Source organism: Cereibacter johrii, assembly GCF_001720585.1.
Lineage (GTDB): Bacteria > Pseudomonadota > Alphaproteobacteria > Rhodobacterales > Rhodobacteraceae > Cereibacter_A > Cereibacter_A johrii.
The window spans coordinates 24,407-38,777 of sequence record NZ_MABH01000161.1 but is presented as its reverse complement, the minus strand read 5'-3'; the positions used below and the strand labels follow the sequence as shown (position 1 = coordinate 38,777).

Below are 14,371 nucleotides of genomic sequence, written 5' to 3'. Positions count from 1 at the left end.
AGCAGATCTTCAACGGGGTCCGCCTCTATCTGACGGCCGTAAAGACCCGCGGGGGCGCGCTCCGGCCGTCCCTTCGCGGCAGGGGCTGAGCAGGCACCGGGCGCCCGCATACCGGCGCAGGCCTTGGGCGGCGGAACCGGGCCCGGACCCGTCACGGGGCCGATCCGGCCCGGCCCCGTGGCTCCGTCAGATCCACTTCGCCAGCGGGGGGAGGCTCATCAGCACGGCGTTGGCGTCGTGGCCGGTCTCGAGGCCGAATTTCGTGCCCCGGTCATAGACGAGGTTGTATTCCGCATAGAGCCCGCGGTGGATGAGCTGCGCCTCGCGGTCGGCCTCGGTCCAGGGCGTCTCCATGCGCCGCTCGACGAGGGGCACGAAGGCCGGCAGGAAGGCCTCGCCCACCGCCCGCGTGAAGGCGAAATCGGCCTCCCAGTCGCCGGTGTTCAGGTCGTCGAAGAAGATCCCGCCCACGCCGCGGGCCCGGCCGCGGTGGGGGATGAAGAAATAATCGTCGGCCCAGGCCTTGAAGCGGGGATAGTAGTCCGCCCCGTGCGCCTCGCAGGCCCGGCGCAGCGTGGCGTGGAAATGCTCGGTATCCTCGGCATAGTCGAGGCAGGGGTTGAGGTCCGAGCCGCCGCCGAACCACCAGGCGTGCGGGGTCCAGAACATGCGGGTGTTCATGTGGACGGCGGGCGCATGCGGGTTCTGCATATGCGCCACGAGGCTGATGCCCGAGGCCCAGAAGCGCGGATCCTCGGCCATGCCCGGCACGCCGCGCGCGGCCATCGCCTGCTGCGCCCGGGGCGCGAGCGTGCCGTGGACGGTCGAGACATTCACGCCCACCTTCTCGAACACGCGCCCGCCGCGCATCACGCTCATGAGCCCGCCGCCGCCCGCCTCGCGGCTCGTCTCGGTCACCTCGAACCGGCCGGGCGCGGCATCCGCGGGAGAGCCGCCCGTGGCCGCATCCTCGAGCCCCTCGAAGGCCGCGAGGATGCGGTTCCTCAGCTCGCGGAACCAGTCGGACGCCCGCGCCTTCTGTCCGTCCATCGCGTCATTCATGCATTCCTCCCGAACCTTTGCCCTCAGGGCTAGCAGCTTCGCCGAGGCGGATCCAGAGAGCAGCGCTCCGCCAGAATCATCTGGCGTCGCAAGTAGATTGGGTTAGGGTCGACGACATGAGACATGCCGTGACCCTCCTCCTGCTGCCCCTGCTCGCCGCCTGCGCCACGCCGCAGGAACAGTGCATCTCGCAAGTGACGCGCGACCTGCGGGTGGTGGACGAGCTGATCCAGGAGGGAGAGCTGAACCTCGCGCGCGGCTATGCGATCGAGGAGGTGACGGACTACCGCACCGAATGGGTGCAGTGCGGCCCGCCGATCGTGCGCTACCGTCCGGACGGCACGCGGGTCGTCTACCCGGCCCGGCACTGCTTCGATCAGGTGCCCTACACGGTGCGCCAGCCCAAGGCCATCGACCTCGCCTCGGAAGCCCGGACGCTGGAGCAGCTGAAACGCAAGCGGGTTGAACTGGCCCGGACGGCCGGTCCGGCCGTCCAGCAATGCAGGGCGACCTATCCCGAGACGAAGTGACCGGCCGGACAGCCGCTTCAGTGCACCGGCGCCAGCGCCGGGTCGATCAGGCTGCGCCCGCCGTCGAGCGTCACCACCTGCCCCGTCATGAAGGCCGCCGCGTCCGAGGCGAGGAACTGCACCGTCTCGACGATCTCGGCCGGCGAGGCGATGCGCTTCATCGGCGTGCGCTCGGTGATCTGGGCGCGCATCGCCGGGCTGTCCTTCAGCGCGGTCTGCAGGCTCGCGCTCATGACCGAGCCGAAGGAGACGGCATTCACCCGGATGCCCTTCGAGGCCAGCGCCACCGCCATCGAGCGCGTCATCTGCTCGACCGCGGCGCAGCTGATCGAATAGGCCAGAAGCTCGGGCTGGGTGCGGATCGCGGCGATGGAGGAGAGGTTGATGATCGAGCCCACCTGCGTGGGCTTCTCGTCGCTCTTCTCGGCCCGCGCGATCATGCGCTTCGCCGTGAGCTGGGTGAGGCGCAGGCTGGTCAGCATGTTCTGCTGCAGAAGCGTCTCGACCGCATCCTCTTCCGGGCAGAGCGGATCGGACAGCGCCACCTGCCGGCTCGCATTCACGAGGATATCGACCCGGTCGAAGGCATCCATCGTGGCCGAAAGGAGGTTGGTGATCGTCAGCTTCTCGCGCAGGTCGCCCGCGAACATGCGCACCGAGCCTTCGGCCCGGGCCTCCTCGCCGATCTGGTCGGCGAGCCGTTCCTCGTCCATGTCCACGAACATCACGTTCGCGCCCTTGTCGACGAAATGCCGCGCCACTGCGAGGCCGATGCCGGCGGCGGCCCCGGTCACGATGGCCGTCTTGCCGGAAATGATGAGCGACATGGGAAACTCCCGTTATGCAGATGTGCCGCCCGCGCGCTGGGGTCGGGACGCGCGGACGATCCTGAAGGCGGCATCGCCGCCGATGTCCTCGACCTCGCGGAAGAGCGTGCGAAGGCCGCGGTCATAGGGCAGATGGCGGTTGGCCACCAGCCAGAGCACCCCCGTGGGGGCGAGAAGCCGCGCAGCCGCCTGCAGGAAGCCCATCCCGATCGCGGGATCGGCTTCGCGCGTCGTGTGGAAGGGCGGATTGCAGACCACCAGATCGGCGGGCTTCGAGAGACGGAAGCGGGTGGCGTCGGCCCAGTGGAAATGGGCACGCTCATCCGGGATGTTGAGCCGTGCGCAGTCGAGCGCCGCATGTTCGGCCTCGACGAGGTCGACGCGCTTCACCGGCCGCCGCTTCAGCACGGCGCGCGCCAGATAGCCCCAGCCCGCGCCCAGATCGACGACCCGGCCCGAGAGATCCGAAGGCAGCGCCTCGACCAGAAGCTGCGAGCCGCGGTCGGGCGCATCGGCCGAGAAGATGCCGGGCAGCGTGCGGAAGCCGCCCGCGATCTCGGTGGGCCGCGCGGCCCAGTCCTCGAGCCCCGGACCGGCGGCGAAGGTGAAGAGCTTGCCGTGCGCCTTGGAGAGGGTGGCCGAGACGGCCAGCCGCTCGGCCAGATCGCGCCAGACCGACTCGACACCGTCGGTCTTCTGCCCGTCCACCACGATCGGCCCGCCCGGCTCGACCGAGGCCGCCGCCTCGGCCAGAAGCGCGCGGGCCTCGGCCCGGGCGCGCGGCAGGCAGACGAGGGCTGCGGCATGGCCCGCACCGCCCGCGATGCCCACCTTGTAGCCCTGCGCCGCGAGAGCGTCGTGATCGGGGCGGAAGCCCTGCACCAGCACCAGCCGGTCCCTGGGCAGCGCCGAGAGATCCTCGCCCGCGCGCGGACGATAGACGACGATACTGCCCGCATCGGGCAGGACGACCGCGCCGGTTTCCAGCGCCAGTGTCAGACGGGCAGAGCGCATCCGAAGGCCCCGGGGCCTATTCCTTTTCCATGGTGCATTGCAGCGGATGCTGGTGGCGCCGCGCGAAATCCATCACCTGCGCCACCTTGGTCTCGGCCACCTCGAAGGAGAAGACGCCCACCACCGCGAGACCCTTCTTGTGGACGGTCAGCATGATCTCGAACGCCTGCGCGTGGCTCAGGCCGAAGAACCGCTCGAGCACATGGACCACGAATTCCATGGGCGTGTAATCGTCGTTCAAGAGCAGCACCTTGTAGAGCGGCGGCCGCTGGGTCTTGCTGCGGGTCTTGGTCAGGATGGACGTGTCGTCGCCGGGGCCGCCCGTCTTGTCGGACATGTGAAGCGGACGAAGGGTCAAGATCGTGACTCCTGCCGATGGGCGGATTCGGGAAGTGGCGCGAGAGAGAGAGTATAGTCGTTTTTCGTCCGTCGGAAAGAGGCGCTCATGACGCGGACGGGCTTGCGGGCTCCGGCCCGCGCGCTTAATCCGGCAGCGACGGGAGGAGCCATGGACCGGCGCATCACCACCATCGCGTTCGACGCGGACGACACGCTCTGGCAGAACGAGACCTTCTACCGGCTGACGCAGGAGCGCTTCGCCGCCCTCCTCGCCCAGCATGTCGAGAAGGACCGGCTGCACGAGCGGCTTCTGGCGGCCGAGCGCCGCAACCTCGGCCGCTACGGCTTCGGCATCAAGGGCTTCATGCTGTCGATGATCGAGACGGCCATCGAGGTGACGGAAGAGCGCGTGCCCGCCGGCGTCATCGGCGAGATCATCGCGGCCGGTCAGGAGATGCTCGCCCATCCGATCGAGCTTCTGGACCATGCGCGCGAGGCGGTGGAGGCTCTGGCGGCCGAATACCGTGTCCTGCTGGTCACGAAGGGCGATCTTCTCGATCAGGAGCGGAAGCTCGCCCAATCGGGTCTGGGCGACATGTTCCATGCCGTCGAGATCGTCTCGGACAAGAACGCCCGCGTCTACGACCGGATCTTCCGGCGCCACGGCGACGGGCCGGACCGTGCGCTGATGGTCGGCAACTCCTTGAAATCGGACGTTCTTCCTCCGATCGAGGCCGGGGGATTCGGCGTGCACATCCCCCATGGCCTCACCTGGGCGCTGGAACATGCCGATCCGCCGGACGGGCATCCGCGCTTCTTCACCCTGCCCGACCTGTCCGGGCTGCCGGCGCTGGTCGAGAGGCTTAACGAGAATCTCCCATAACTTGAGGTTCTTGCGCAGCCGCGCCCCAGATCTGCCACAGTGGCTGAAAAGGCCCGCGAAACCCCTTGAAACTGAGGGGTTTTCCTGAATCACCTCCTGTGCTAGCGTCACCTCAAATCACAAATCCCCTGGACCGAACGGGAACCGGCGGGAACGAGGCAGACAGAAGGACAGGCGACGTGACATCGCAGCTGGGGCAGTACGTCCGACAAGTGCTTTTCGTGTTCGTGGCCATGGTGATGGCGGCACAGTCCGCTTTGGCCGCGCCTTACGCCGCCATCGTGATGGATGCGCGGACAGGCGAGACCCTCTACGAGACCAACTCCGAGACACGCCTGCATCCGGCCTCGCTCACGAAGATGATGACGCTCTACATCACCTTCCAGGCCATCCAGCGCGGCGAGATCTCGCTCGACAGCCTCGTGACGGTGACGAAGAACGCGGCCGCCGAGCCGCCCTCGAAGCTCGGCCTCAAGTCGGGCCAGCGCATCGCGCTGCGCTACCTGATCCGTGCGGCGGCGGTGAAATCGGCCAACGACGCCGCAACCGCGATCTGCGAGGCCGTGGGCGGTTCCGAAGCGGCCTTCGCCGAGCGGATGAACCGGACGGCCAAGGCCATCGGCATGACGAAGACCACCTTCAAGAACTGCAACGGCCTGACCTCCGAGGGCCACCTGTCCACCGCGCACGACATGAACGTGCTGGGCCGGCGGCTGTTCTTCGATTTCCCACAATATTACAACATCTTCTCGCGCCGCCGCGCCGACGCCGGCGTGACCACCGTCGCCAACACCAACACCCGCTTCCTCGATGCCTACAAGGGCGCCGACGGGATCAAGACCGGCTACACCTCGCCCGCGGGCTACAACCTCACCGCCTCGGCACAGCGCGGCAACAAGCGCATCATCGCCACCGTCTTCGGCGGCAAGAGCACCGCGCACCGCAATGCCAAGATGGCGGATCTGCTGGACCTCGGCTTTCGCGAGGCCCCGGAGAATGCGAAGGTCCGCAAGCCTGCCCCGATCGACGCGGGCGCGCTCGCCATCGCCTCGGCGCAGGCGGCCCAGCAGCAGCAGCCCGTTCCGATCGCATCCCTGACCAGCTCGCCGCGCCCGCTGGCACGGCCGGGCTCGCAGGCGGCCCTCGCCGCCGCGGCGATGGTGAGCTCCATGCAGGGCGGGATCGAGAGCGCGCTGGCCCAGGCCTCGGCCGAGGATGCGGTGGCGATGCAGATCGCGCAGGCGGTGGATTACGGCGGCGAAGGCTCGGACTCGGGTGTCACGCCGCGCAGCCGGCCGGTGCTGCAGCTCGCCGCCGCCTCGCCGGTGCCGACCTCGCCCGAAGTCATCACCCGCATGTCGACCTCGGGTGGCCGGCACTGGGGCGTGAACGTGGGCCGCTTCCCCTCGCGCACCGCGGCGGAGCGCCAGCTGATGCAGATCGCGCTGGCCGAGACCGGAACGCTGGCCGAAGGTCTGCGCAAGATCATCGACCGCCCGGGCGGGTATGATGCGAACTTCATGGGGCTTACGCAGGATCAGGCCGACCTCGCCTGCCGCCGCCTGCAGGCGCGCGCCATCCAGTGCTTCGCCATCGGGCCGTAAGATCCGGCCCGAGCCAAAGGAAAAGGCCCGCGGAGAGATCCGCGGGCCTTTTCCTTTGGGGCCAAGGCTACCGCCGGACCTGTGGCCGGGCGGCCGGTGCCGGAAAGCGCCTCCTACTGGCGCGGGTGCTCGTCGTAGTCGGTCTTGAGGATCCGGTTCGCGTCTCCCTCCGGGTCATCATACTGGCGCGACCTGAGAGACCAGAAGAAGGCGGCAAGCCCCAGCCCTCCGAGGAAGAGCGAGATCGGGATGAGATAGGCGAGGATGTCCATCACTTCACCCGCAGCGCATTGAGCGAGACGCTGATCGAGGACAGCGACATGGCGAGCGCCGCCGCCAGAGGGGTCGCAAGCCCCACGAGTGCGAGGGGCACCGCCACCACGTTATAGGCGGCCGAAATGGCGAAGTTCTCGCGGATGCGCTTCGTGGCCTTCACCGAGATGCGCGCGGCATCGGCGATGGGCGCCATGTCCTTGCCCAGGAGCACGATGTCGGAGGCCACCCGCGCCGCATCGAGCGCGGAGGCGGGCGAGATCGACACATGCGCCGCGGCCAGGGCGGCGGTGTCGTTCAGCCCGTCGCCCACCATCAGCACGCGCCGTCCCTCGGCGGTGAGGTCGGCCACCCGCTGCGCCTTCTCGGCCGGAAGCTGGCCCGAGCGCCATTCGCCGATGCCGAGCCGCTCCGAAAGCTCGGCCACGGCGCCCTCGGTGTCCCCCGACAGGAGGAGGATCCGCTTGCCCTGCCCCGCCAGCGCCCGCACGGCCTCTTCCGCGCCCGGACGCAGCCGGTCGGAGAAGGTGATGGCGCGCGTGGCCGCTCCGGTCGAGAGGTAGGTCGCGGTCACGGGCTCGGGCGTGGCGCCCACCCACTCGGCGCGGCCGAGTCGGACGGTGCGGCCCTCGAGCCGGCCCTCGATGCCGAAGCCCGGCACCTCGCGCAGGTCGGTGACGGCCGCGGGCTGCACCCCCTGCCCCCGTGCGGCAAGCGCAAGCGCCATGGCCAGGGGATGCGCCGAGGACGCGGCCAGCGCCGCCGCCAGCGCCAGATCGGCCGCAGGAAGCGTCGCGAGGTTGGTGGGTTCGGGCGTGCCCAGCGTCAGCGTGCCGGTCTTGTCGAAGACGACCGTATCCACCTCGGCCAGCCGTTCGAGCGCGGTGCCGTCCTTGATGAGCAGCCCCTTGCGGAACAGCCGCCCGCTCGCCGCCGTCACCACGGCGGGCACGGCGAGCCCCAGGGCGCAGGGGCAGGTGATGATGAGCACGGCGGCGGAGATGTTGATCGAGGTGCGCACGTCGCCGTTCGTGATCCACATCCAGACCCCGAAGGCGGTGAAGGAGAGGAGATGGACCAGCGGCGAATAGAGCCGCGAGGCCCGCTCGGCGAGCGAGGTGTAGCGGGTCTTGGCGCTTTCGGCGACCGCCACCAGATCGGCCATCCGGTGCAGCGAGCTGTCGCGCCCGGCCGCCGTCACCCGCACCGTGAGCGGGCCGGTGAGGTTCACCTCGCCCGCCGAGACGACGGTTTCGGGGCCGGCCGGCACCGGCAGGCTCTCGCCGGTCAGCAGCGAGCGGTCGAGCTCGGAGAAGCCCTCGGCCACCACGCCATCGACCGGCATCCGCCCTCCCGGCCGCACGCGCACCAGATCGCCCGCGGAAAGCTCGGCGATCGGCACCGTCACCTCCTCGCCCTCGCGCAGAAGCGTGGCGCGCGGCACTTCGAGCGCCGCCAGTTCCTCGGCGGCCGAACGGGCAACGGCGCGGGTGCGGTGGTCGAGATAGCGGCCCGCGAGCAGGAAGAAGGTCAGCATCACCGCCGCGTCGAAATAGGCGTGGTGGCCGGAGTGGAAGGTCTCGAAGAGCGAGATCGACGAGGCGAGGATGATGGCGAGCGAGATCGGCACATCCATCCCGAGCCGTCCGGCGCGGAGCGCCGTCCAGGCGTTGCGGAAGAAGGGCTGGCCCGCGAAGACCACGGTCGGCAGGGCGATGGCGGCCGAGATCCAGTGGAAGAGATCGCGCGTCGCGGCCTCGGCGCCCGACCAGACGGCCACCGACAGCAGCATCACGTTCATCATCGAGAAGCCGGCCACGCCGAGGCGCATCAGGAGGTCGCGCCCCTGCCGGTCGGTCTCGGTGGCCGAGAGCATCCCGGCATCGAGCTCGTGCGCCTCGTAGCCGAGCCGCGACAGCGCCTCGACCAGCTGGGCCGCCGTCACCTCGGGCTCGGCATCGACCGAGACCCGGCGCAGCGTGAGGTTCACCCGCGCCGAGCGCACACCCGCGATCTTCTCGAGCCCGCCCTCGACGGTGGTCATGCAGGCCGCGCAATGGGCGGTGGGCAGCGACAGGACGAGCCGCCCGCCGGCGGGTCCCGCCAGAGCGGCCAGCCGTTCGGCCGAAGGCGCGGCAAGGCAGGCAGGACAGGCCGAGGCACCGCCAGGCGCCTCGGAGGACGGCAGGTCGATGCGCTCGGCCAGGGACATGGCTCAGTCCTCGACGAAGAGATCGAGGCGCTGGCGGAAGGCGGTGCCGTTCGGCGACGTGGCGTCCACCCTCAGCATCCACTTGCCGCGCGTGAGATCCTGCGGCGCGCGGAAGGCTCCGTCGCGCAGCACGAATTCAGGGCGGCGGTCGTCGCTCGCCTCGGTCGTGCGGCCCACCAGAACGTCGAGCGTGTCGACCGCCACGGGGCGGCCATCGGCGCCGGTGAAGCGCAGGGTGATTTCCCGCGCAGCTTCGTCATAGTCGGCCACCAGCGTCCAGCCGAGCGCCTGCTGCGACGCCCGCTCGACATCGAAGGTCTGGCTGGCGACATAGGGATTGTCCACCTCGAGGCCGGGGAAGGTCGAGATCGCCTTGAAGGCCATCAGCAGGTTCACCGCGATGATGACGCCGAAGGCCCCCACGGTGATCGCCAGAACCTTGCGCCCGGTCATCTCGGCCATGTCAGTTGCCCCTTCCGTTGAAGATCGTGTCGTGATGCACCCGCTGCCCGGCAGCGAGATCCTCGACCCAGAGGCGCAGGTCCGTCCGCTCACCCTCGGCGGCGGGCGTGCCCTTGCCTGCAACGATGTAGACACGCTGGGTCATGGTCTCGTTCGCGGGAACCGTTACCACGGTCGCCGGGTGCCCCTCCAGCGAAAGCGCGAGATCGGCCTCGCTCGTCACCGAGATCTGATAGTCGCGCGCCTCGCCCTGCTTGTTGCGCAGCCGGATGTCGTAGGTGTTGCGGATCGAGCCGTCCGAAAGCGTAACATAGATCGGATTGCGCAGCGGGGTGACGTTGATGTCGATGGGCGAGCGCAGGAAGAGCGCCACGATCAGCGCGAGCCCCACCCCCGACCAGAGCGCGGTATAGATGAGGGTGCGGAGCCGGAAGACATGCCGCCAGGCCGAGCGCGGGGCCTTGCCCTCGCGCTCTGCCCGCTCGTCGGTGAGGGCGAGATAGCCGATCAGGCCGCGCGGCTTGCCGATCTTGTCCATCACCTCGTCGCAGGCGTCGATGCAGAGCGCACAGGTGATGCAGGCGAGCTGCTGCCCGTCGCGGATGTCGATGCCCATGGGGCAGACGTTCACGCAGGCCATGCAGTCGATGCAGTCGCCCTGATCGGGGCTGAGCGGCTCGCCCTTCTTCAGCTTGCCGCGCGGCTCGCCCCGCCATTCGCGGTAGGCGACAGTGATCGTCTCCTCGTCCATCATCGCGGCCTGGATGCGCGGCCAGGGGCAGGCATAGATGCAGATCTGCTCGCGCGCGAAGCCGCCGAAGGCGAAGGTGGTGGCGGTCAGCGTGGCCATGGTGATGTAGGCCACCGGATGGGCGTTCCCCGTCAGGAGATCGACGAGAAGCGTCGGCGCATCGGTGAAATAGAACACCCAGGCCCCGCCGGTGGCGAGGCCGATCAGGAGCCAGAGCGTCCATTTCGTGAGATATTTCCGCGTCTTCTCGAGATCCCACCGCTGACGCAGCAGCCGGATGCGCGCGTTGCGGTCGCCCTCGACCCAGCGCTCGACGAGGATGAAGAGGTCGGTCCAGACCGTCTGCGGGCAGGCATAGCCGCACCACACCCGGCCCGCCGCCGAGGTGAAGAGGAAGAGCCCGAGCCCCGCCATGATGAGGAGGCCCGCGACGAAGTAGAATTCGTGCGGCCAGATCTCGATCATGAAGAAGAAGAAGCGCCGGTTCGCCAGATCGACGAGGATCGCCTGATCGGGCAGGTTCGGGCCGCGGTCCCAGCGCAGCCAGGGCGCGATATAGTAGATCCCCAGCGTCACGCCCATGATCCACCATTTCAGGCTGCGGAACTTGCCGCTCACCCGCTTGGGAAAGACGGGCTCGCGTTTGGCGTAGAGGCTGCTGGTTTGGGTATCGGGGCTGGTCACGACGGACTCCGGCTTCAAGGATGTTCCGGGTGCTATCAGACGGAACCGCCCGCGCAACTTGACTTCGGTCAATATTACGCATCCGTGATACATCATTCACGGCGCGGATCGGCTGTCTGCCCCCCGCCCCTAGGGGCGTGGAGGCACCGACCCTCCGCACTCGGAACGCGCGAACTCGAACGAGGGCCGGCATCGGCCCGGGAGAGGTCTCCCGGGCCGCTCAGCTCCTTGGATTACTCGCCACCGCCGAGGCCGTGGACATAGACGGCGACCGACCGGATGTCCGCCTCGGTGAGGCGGGCGTTCCAGTTCGGCATCACGCCGAAGCGGGCATAGGTCACCGTTTCGGTCACGGTGGCGCGATCCCCGCCATAGAGCCAGATTGCGTCGGTCAGATTCGGCGCACCCACATCGCGGCTTCCGGTGCCGTCCTCGCCGTGGCAGGCAGCGCAGTTGTCGGCGAAGATGGTGGCGCCTTCCGCGGACAGGGCCGCATCATGGTCCTGGCCCGAGATCTGCAGCACATATTCCACGACCTGCGAGATCTGGGTGCCGTCGAGCAGACCGTCGGCCCCGAAGCGCGGCATCTCGGAATAGCGCGCCTCGTCGTCGGTGGTGTTGCGGATCCCGTGGGTGACGGTGGTGTGGATCGCTTCGATATCGCCGCCCCAGAGCCAGTCGTCGTCGAGCAGGTTCGGATAGCCTACGTTGCCCGCGGCGCCCGAGCCGTGGCACTGCACGCAGTTGGTGCGGAACACGGCCGCACCGGCGTTGGTCGCATATTGCAGCAGGTTCGGATCGGCCGCGACGGCCGTCAGGTCCGTGTCGACCAGCTGCTGCCGGATGGCGGCGTTGGCCTCGGTAAAGGCCTCGATGTCACGCTGCACGTCTGCCCGGGTCGAATGGCCGATCAGCCCGTTCGTCGCCCCGTTGATCAGCGGCCACGCCGGGTAGAGGATCGAATAGCCGATGGCCCAGACGATGGTGACGTAAAAGGTCCAGAGCCACCAGCGCGGCATCGGGTTGTCGAACTCTTCAATGCCATCCCAGGAATGGCCCGTGGTCGGCGGCTCGCCGGGCTTCTGTTTCGTCGGTTTCACACTCATTTCCTCGCCTCCTCGGACGACGACTCCGGGTCGTCGCCGGCGGGTTTCGTCTCGTGGCGGAAGATCGCGTTGGCAGCCTCGTCATGATCCTTCCGGCTGCGCGGACGCCAGGCCCAGAACACCACGCCCACGAAGAAGAGCGTCATCACGACCAGCATCCAGCTGTCCGCGAAGCCACGCAGCAGGCTGTAGGTATCCATGGCTGCGCTCCCTTACCGGCTATCGTCGGGAGTGAAGGTCGAGAAGTCGACCATCGTGCCCAGCACCTGCAGGTAGGAGATGAGGGCGTCCATCTCCGTCAGCTCGGCCTGCCCGTCGAAGTTGCGCACGGCGGCCTTGCCGTAGCGCTCGAGCAGCCCGTCCGTATCGGCGTCCGGGTTGGCCTGCGCCTTGAAGTCCGCCACGGCATTCTCGAGCATCTCGTCGCTGTAGGGCACGCCCACGGTGCGGTGCACCGACATCAGGTCACGGATGTAGCGCCCGTCGATCACGGTATGCGAGAGGAACCCGTATTTCGGCATGATCGATTCCGGCACCACCGACTGCGGGTTGGTCAGGTGATCGACGTGCCACTCGTCCGAATAGCGCTCGCCGACGCGGGCGAGATCGGGCCCCGTCCGCTTCGAGCCCCACTGGAACGGGTGATCGTACATCGATTCCGCCGCGAGGCTGTAGTGGCCGTAGCGCTCGGTCTCGTCGCGCATCGGGCGGATCATCTGGCTGTGGCAGACGTAGCAGCCCTCGCGGATGTAGATGTCGCGCCCGGCAAGCTCGAGCGGGGTGTAGGGGCGAACCCCCTCCACCTTCTCGATCGTGTTCTCGAGGTAGAACAGCGGCACGATCTGCACCAGGCCGCCGATGGTGACCACGAAGAAGCTGAAGATCAGCAGCAGCGTGGCGTTGGTCTCGAGGATCTTGTGTTTGGCAAGGATACCCATGGCTGTCCCCTTATCTTCACTCAGCGGGAACGGCCGTGGCGCGCACCACCCGCGAGGGGGCGGTGGTCACGGTTTTCCACAGGTTGTAGCACATGATGAGCGCGCCGGTGAGGTAGAGCACCCCGCCCAGACCCCGCACCACGTTCATCGGGAACTTGGCCGCCACCGTGTCGGCGAAGGCGTTCACGAGGAAGCCGTTCGCATCCACTTCACGCCACATCAGGCCTTCCATGATACCCGAGACCCACATCGACGAGGCGTAGAGCACGATGCCGATGGTGGCGAGCCAGAAGTGCCAGGAGACGAGGCTGAGGCTGTAGAGCCGTTCCTTGTTCCACAGTTTCGGCGTGAGGAAGTAGAGCGCGCCGAAGGTGATCATGCCGTTCCAGCCGAGCGCGCCGGAGTGGACGTGACCGATGGTCCAGTCGGTGTAGTGGCTGAGCGAGTTCACGGCCTTGATCGACATCATCGGGCCTTCGAAGGTCGACATGCCGTAGAAGCCGATCGAGACGACCATCATGCGGATGATCGGATCGGTGCGCAGCTTGTCCCAGGCGCCCGAGAGCGTCATCAGGCCGTTGATCATGCCGCCCCAGGACGGCATCCAGAGCATGATCGAGAACACCATGCCGAGGGTCGAGGTCCAAGTCGGCAGCGCCGTGTAGTGCAGGTGGTGCGGACCGGCCCAGATATAGAGGAAGATCAGCGCCCAGAAGTGCACGATCGACAGCTTGTAGCTGTAGACGGGACGCTCGGCCTGCTTTGGCACGAAGTAATACATCATGCCGAGGAAGCCCGCGGTCAGGAAGAAGCCCACCGCATTGTGGCCGTACCACCACTGCACCATCGCGTCCTGCACGCCCGAGAAGACCTGCACGGACTTCGAGCCGAACAACGAGACCGGGATCGAGAGGTTGTTGAAGATGTGGAGCATCGCCACGGTGACGATGAAGGCAAGGTAAAACCAGTTGGCCACATAGATGTGGGGTTCCTTGCGCTTGATGATCGTGCCGAGGAAGACCCCGAGGTAGCAGACCCAGACGATGGTCAGCCACAGGTCGAGATACCATTCCGGCTCGGCATATTCCTTCGACTGCGTGGCGCCGAGCAGATAGCTCTGGGCCACGAGCACGATGAAGAGGTTGTAGCCCCAGAAGACGAACCAGCCGAGGTTGCCGCCCCAGAGGCGCGCGGCCGAAGTGCGCTGGACGACATAGAAGCTCGTCGCGATCAGGGCGTTGCCGCCGAAGGCGAAGATCACCGCGGAGGTATGCAGCGGACGCAGCCGTCCGAAGTTCAGATAGCCGTGCGCCCACTCGAAATTGAGCTGGGGGAAGGCCAGTTGGAAGGCGATGACGACGGCCACCAGAAAGCCCACCACGCCCCAGAAGGCCGTCGCTACCACACCGTAGCGGATGACCCCGTCCATATATTCCGTCTGAAGTGCCGGCTTCGGACGGATCTCGTCTCCGACCCGGCGCCCCTGCCACAGGAACAGCCCGCCGGCCACCAGCATGACCGATACGGCGTTCACCATGTATGCGAGGTCGCGCGCGTAGTTGGCTGCGATCGCGGCACACAGCGCGATCACGCCGAGCGCGACCAACTTAACGTAATCCCACATCTTGCGTCCCTTCGTCTTCGCTAGGCCGACTCCCCCGGCCGATGCTAATCGACAGGCCGTGT

15 protein-coding genes are annotated in these 14,371 nt (G+C 67.7%); 3 read left to right on the top strand and 12 right to left on the bottom strand.

Annotated elements, in window-relative coordinates:
* Positions 1 to 186 precede the first annotated feature (186 nt).
* Positions 187 to 1,062, bottom strand: a complete 876-nt coding sequence (hemF, locus tag A9O63_RS14455; RefSeq protein WP_069332574.1) for an oxygen-dependent coproporphyrinogen oxidase — start codon at positions 1,060 to 1,062, stop codon at positions 187 to 189.
* Positions 1,063 to 1,178: 116 nt separating this feature from the next.
* Here hemF and A9O63_RS14450 point away from each other — a divergent pair, with 116 nt between their 5' ends.
* Positions 1,179 to 1,592 carry a hypothetical protein gene (locus A9O63_RS14450; protein WP_069332573.1) on the top strand — a complete coding sequence of 138 codons (414 nt, stop codon included), beginning with the start codon at positions 1,179 to 1,181 and terminating at the stop codon, positions 1,590 to 1,592.
* A gap of 17 nt (positions 1,593 to 1,609) precedes the next feature.
* On the opposite strand, the gene A9O63_RS14445 is transcribed toward A9O63_RS14450, so the two are convergent.
* Genes A9O63_RS14445 through clpS form a run of 3 tightly spaced genes read right to left on the bottom strand, consistent with a single transcriptional unit; the run spans position 1,610 to position 3,770 of the window.
* Positions 1,610 to 2,419, bottom strand: coding sequence for an SDR family NAD(P)-dependent oxidoreductase (locus A9O63_RS14445; protein ID WP_009561834.1), 810 nt, complete (start codon positions 2,417 to 2,419; stop codon positions 1,610 to 1,612).
* A gap of 12 nt (positions 2,420 to 2,431) precedes the next feature.
* Positions 2,432 to 3,433: a class I SAM-dependent methyltransferase gene (locus A9O63_RS14440; RefSeq protein ID WP_069332572.1), complete on the bottom strand. Its 1,002-nt coding sequence runs from the start codon at positions 3,431 to 3,433 to the stop codon at positions 2,432 to 2,434.
* Between the two features lie 16 nt (positions 3,434 to 3,449).
* Positions 3,450 to 3,770 (bottom strand): ATP-dependent Clp protease adapter ClpS, encoded by a 321-nt coding sequence (gene clpS, locus A9O63_RS14435; RefSeq protein ID WP_011338417.1) that lies wholly within the window; start codon positions 3,768 to 3,770, stop codon positions 3,450 to 3,452.
* A 171-nt stretch (positions 3,771 to 3,941) separates the two neighbouring features.
* On the opposite strand from clpS, the gene A9O63_RS14430 reads away from it, so the two are divergent.
* Entirely contained in the window at positions 3,942 to 4,655 is a 714-nt protein-coding gene (locus A9O63_RS14430) for an HAD family hydrolase (RefSeq protein ID WP_069332571.1), read from the top strand.
* Positions 4,656 to 4,834: 179 nt separating this feature from the next.
* Positions 4,835 to 6,259, top strand: a complete 1,425-nt coding sequence (locus tag A9O63_RS14425) for a D-alanyl-D-alanine carboxypeptidase family protein (protein WP_069332570.1) — start codon at positions 4,835 to 4,837, stop codon at positions 6,257 to 6,259.
* A 113-nt stretch (positions 6,260 to 6,372) separates the two neighbouring features.
* Here A9O63_RS14425 and ccoS read toward each other — a convergent pair whose 3' ends face one another.
* The 8 genes from ccoS to ccoN all read right to left on the bottom strand — a co-directional run bounded on the left by ccoS (position 6,373) and on the right by ccoN (position 14,309).
* On the bottom strand, positions 6,373 to 6,531 hold the full coding sequence (gene ccoS / locus A9O63_RS14420) for a cbb3-type cytochrome oxidase assembly protein CcoS (protein WP_002720871.1): 159 nt from the start codon (positions 6,529 to 6,531) through the stop codon (positions 6,373 to 6,375).
* Entirely contained in the window at positions 6,531 to 8,744 is a 2,214-nt protein-coding gene (locus A9O63_RS14415) for a heavy metal translocating P-type ATPase (RefSeq protein WP_069332569.1), read from the bottom strand. Before A9O63_RS14415 ends, ccoS begins: the two co-directional genes overlap by 1 nt.
* 3 nt (positions 8,745 to 8,747) lie before the next feature.
* Positions 8,748 to 9,206, bottom strand: coding sequence for a FixH family protein (locus A9O63_RS14410; protein ID WP_069332568.1), 459 nt, complete (start codon positions 9,204 to 9,206; stop codon positions 8,748 to 8,750).
* 1 nt (position 9,207) lies between these two features.
* Complete coding sequence (ccoG, locus tag A9O63_RS14405; protein ID WP_069332567.1) at positions 9,208 to 10,641, bottom strand: cytochrome c oxidase accessory protein CcoG; 1,434 nt, start codon at positions 10,639 to 10,641, stop codon at positions 9,208 to 9,210.
* Between the two features lie 233 nt (positions 10,642 to 10,874).
* The gene (gene ccoP / locus A9O63_RS14400; protein WP_069332566.1) at positions 10,875 to 11,747 is read right to left on the bottom strand and encodes a cytochrome-c oxidase, cbb3-type subunit III; all 873 of its coding nucleotides are present in this window, start codon (positions 11,745 to 11,747) and stop codon (positions 10,875 to 10,877) included.
* On the bottom strand, positions 11,744 to 11,947 hold the full coding sequence (locus tag A9O63_RS14395; protein WP_069332565.1) for a CcoQ/FixQ family Cbb3-type cytochrome c oxidase assembly chaperone: 204 nt from the start codon (positions 11,945 to 11,947) through the stop codon (positions 11,744 to 11,746). The genes ccoP and A9O63_RS14395 overlap by 4 nt, the downstream gene beginning before the upstream one ends.
* Before the next feature lie 12 nt (positions 11,948 to 11,959).
* Positions 11,960 to 12,685, bottom strand: coding sequence for a cytochrome-c oxidase, cbb3-type subunit II (gene ccoO, locus A9O63_RS14390; protein WP_069332564.1), 726 nt, complete (start codon positions 12,683 to 12,685; stop codon positions 11,960 to 11,962).
* 16 nt (positions 12,686 to 12,701) lie between these two features.
* Positions 12,702 to 14,309: a cytochrome-c oxidase, cbb3-type subunit I gene (gene ccoN / locus A9O63_RS14385; RefSeq protein WP_069332563.1), complete on the bottom strand. Its 1,608-nt coding sequence runs from the start codon at positions 14,307 to 14,309 to the stop codon at positions 12,702 to 12,704.
* Positions 14,310 to 14,371: the final 62 nt, after the last annotated feature.

What these genes read in the sequence shown, in the direction of transcription:
- A9O63_RS14395 (WP_069332565.1), bottom strand. Translation starts at nt 11,947, where the DNA reads ATGGATACCTACAGCCTGCTGCGTGGCTTCGCGGACAGCTGGATGCTG.
- ccoN (WP_069332563.1), bottom strand. Translation starts at nt 14,309, where the DNA reads ATGTGGGATTACGTTAAGTTGGTCGCGCTCGGCGTGATCGCGCTGTGT.
- A9O63_RS14440 (WP_069332572.1), bottom strand. Translation starts at nt 3,433, where the DNA reads ATGCGCTCTGCCCGTCTGACACTGGCGCTGGAAACCGGCGCGGTCGTC.
- A9O63_RS14430 (WP_069332571.1), top strand. Translation starts at nt 3,942, where the DNA reads ATGGACCGGCGCATCACCACCATCGCGTTCGACGCGGACGACACGCTC.
- ccoS (WP_002720871.1), bottom strand. Translation starts at nt 6,531, where the DNA reads ATGGACATCCTCGCCTATCTCATCCCGATCTCGCTCTTCCTCGGAGGG.
- ccoP (WP_069332566.1), bottom strand. Translation starts at nt 11,747, where the DNA reads ATGAGTGTGAAACCGACGAAACAGAAGCCCGGCGAGCCGCCGACCACG.
- A9O63_RS14445 (WP_009561834.1), bottom strand. Translation starts at nt 2,419, where the DNA reads ATGTCGCTCATCATTTCCGGCAAGACGGCCATCGTGACCGGGGCCGCC.
- A9O63_RS14410 (WP_069332568.1), bottom strand. Translation starts at nt 9,206, where the DNA reads ATGGCCGAGATGACCGGGCGCAAGGTTCTGGCGATCACCGTGGGGGCC.
- hemF (WP_069332574.1), bottom strand. Translation starts at nt 1,062, where the DNA reads ATGAATGACGCGATGGACGGACAGAAGGCGCGGGCGTCCGACTGGTTC.
- A9O63_RS14415 (WP_069332569.1), bottom strand. Translation starts at nt 8,744, where the DNA reads ATGTCCCTGGCCGAGCGCATCGACCTGCCGTCCTCCGAGGCGCCTGGC.
- ccoO (WP_069332564.1), bottom strand. Translation starts at nt 12,685, where the DNA reads ATGGGTATCCTTGCCAAACACAAGATCCTCGAGACCAACGCCACGCTG.
- A9O63_RS14450 (WP_069332573.1), top strand. Translation starts at nt 1,179, where the DNA reads ATGAGACATGCCGTGACCCTCCTCCTGCTGCCCCTGCTCGCCGCCTGC.
- clpS (WP_011338417.1), bottom strand. Translation starts at nt 3,770, where the DNA reads ATGTCCGACAAGACGGGCGGCCCCGGCGACGACACGTCCATCCTGACC.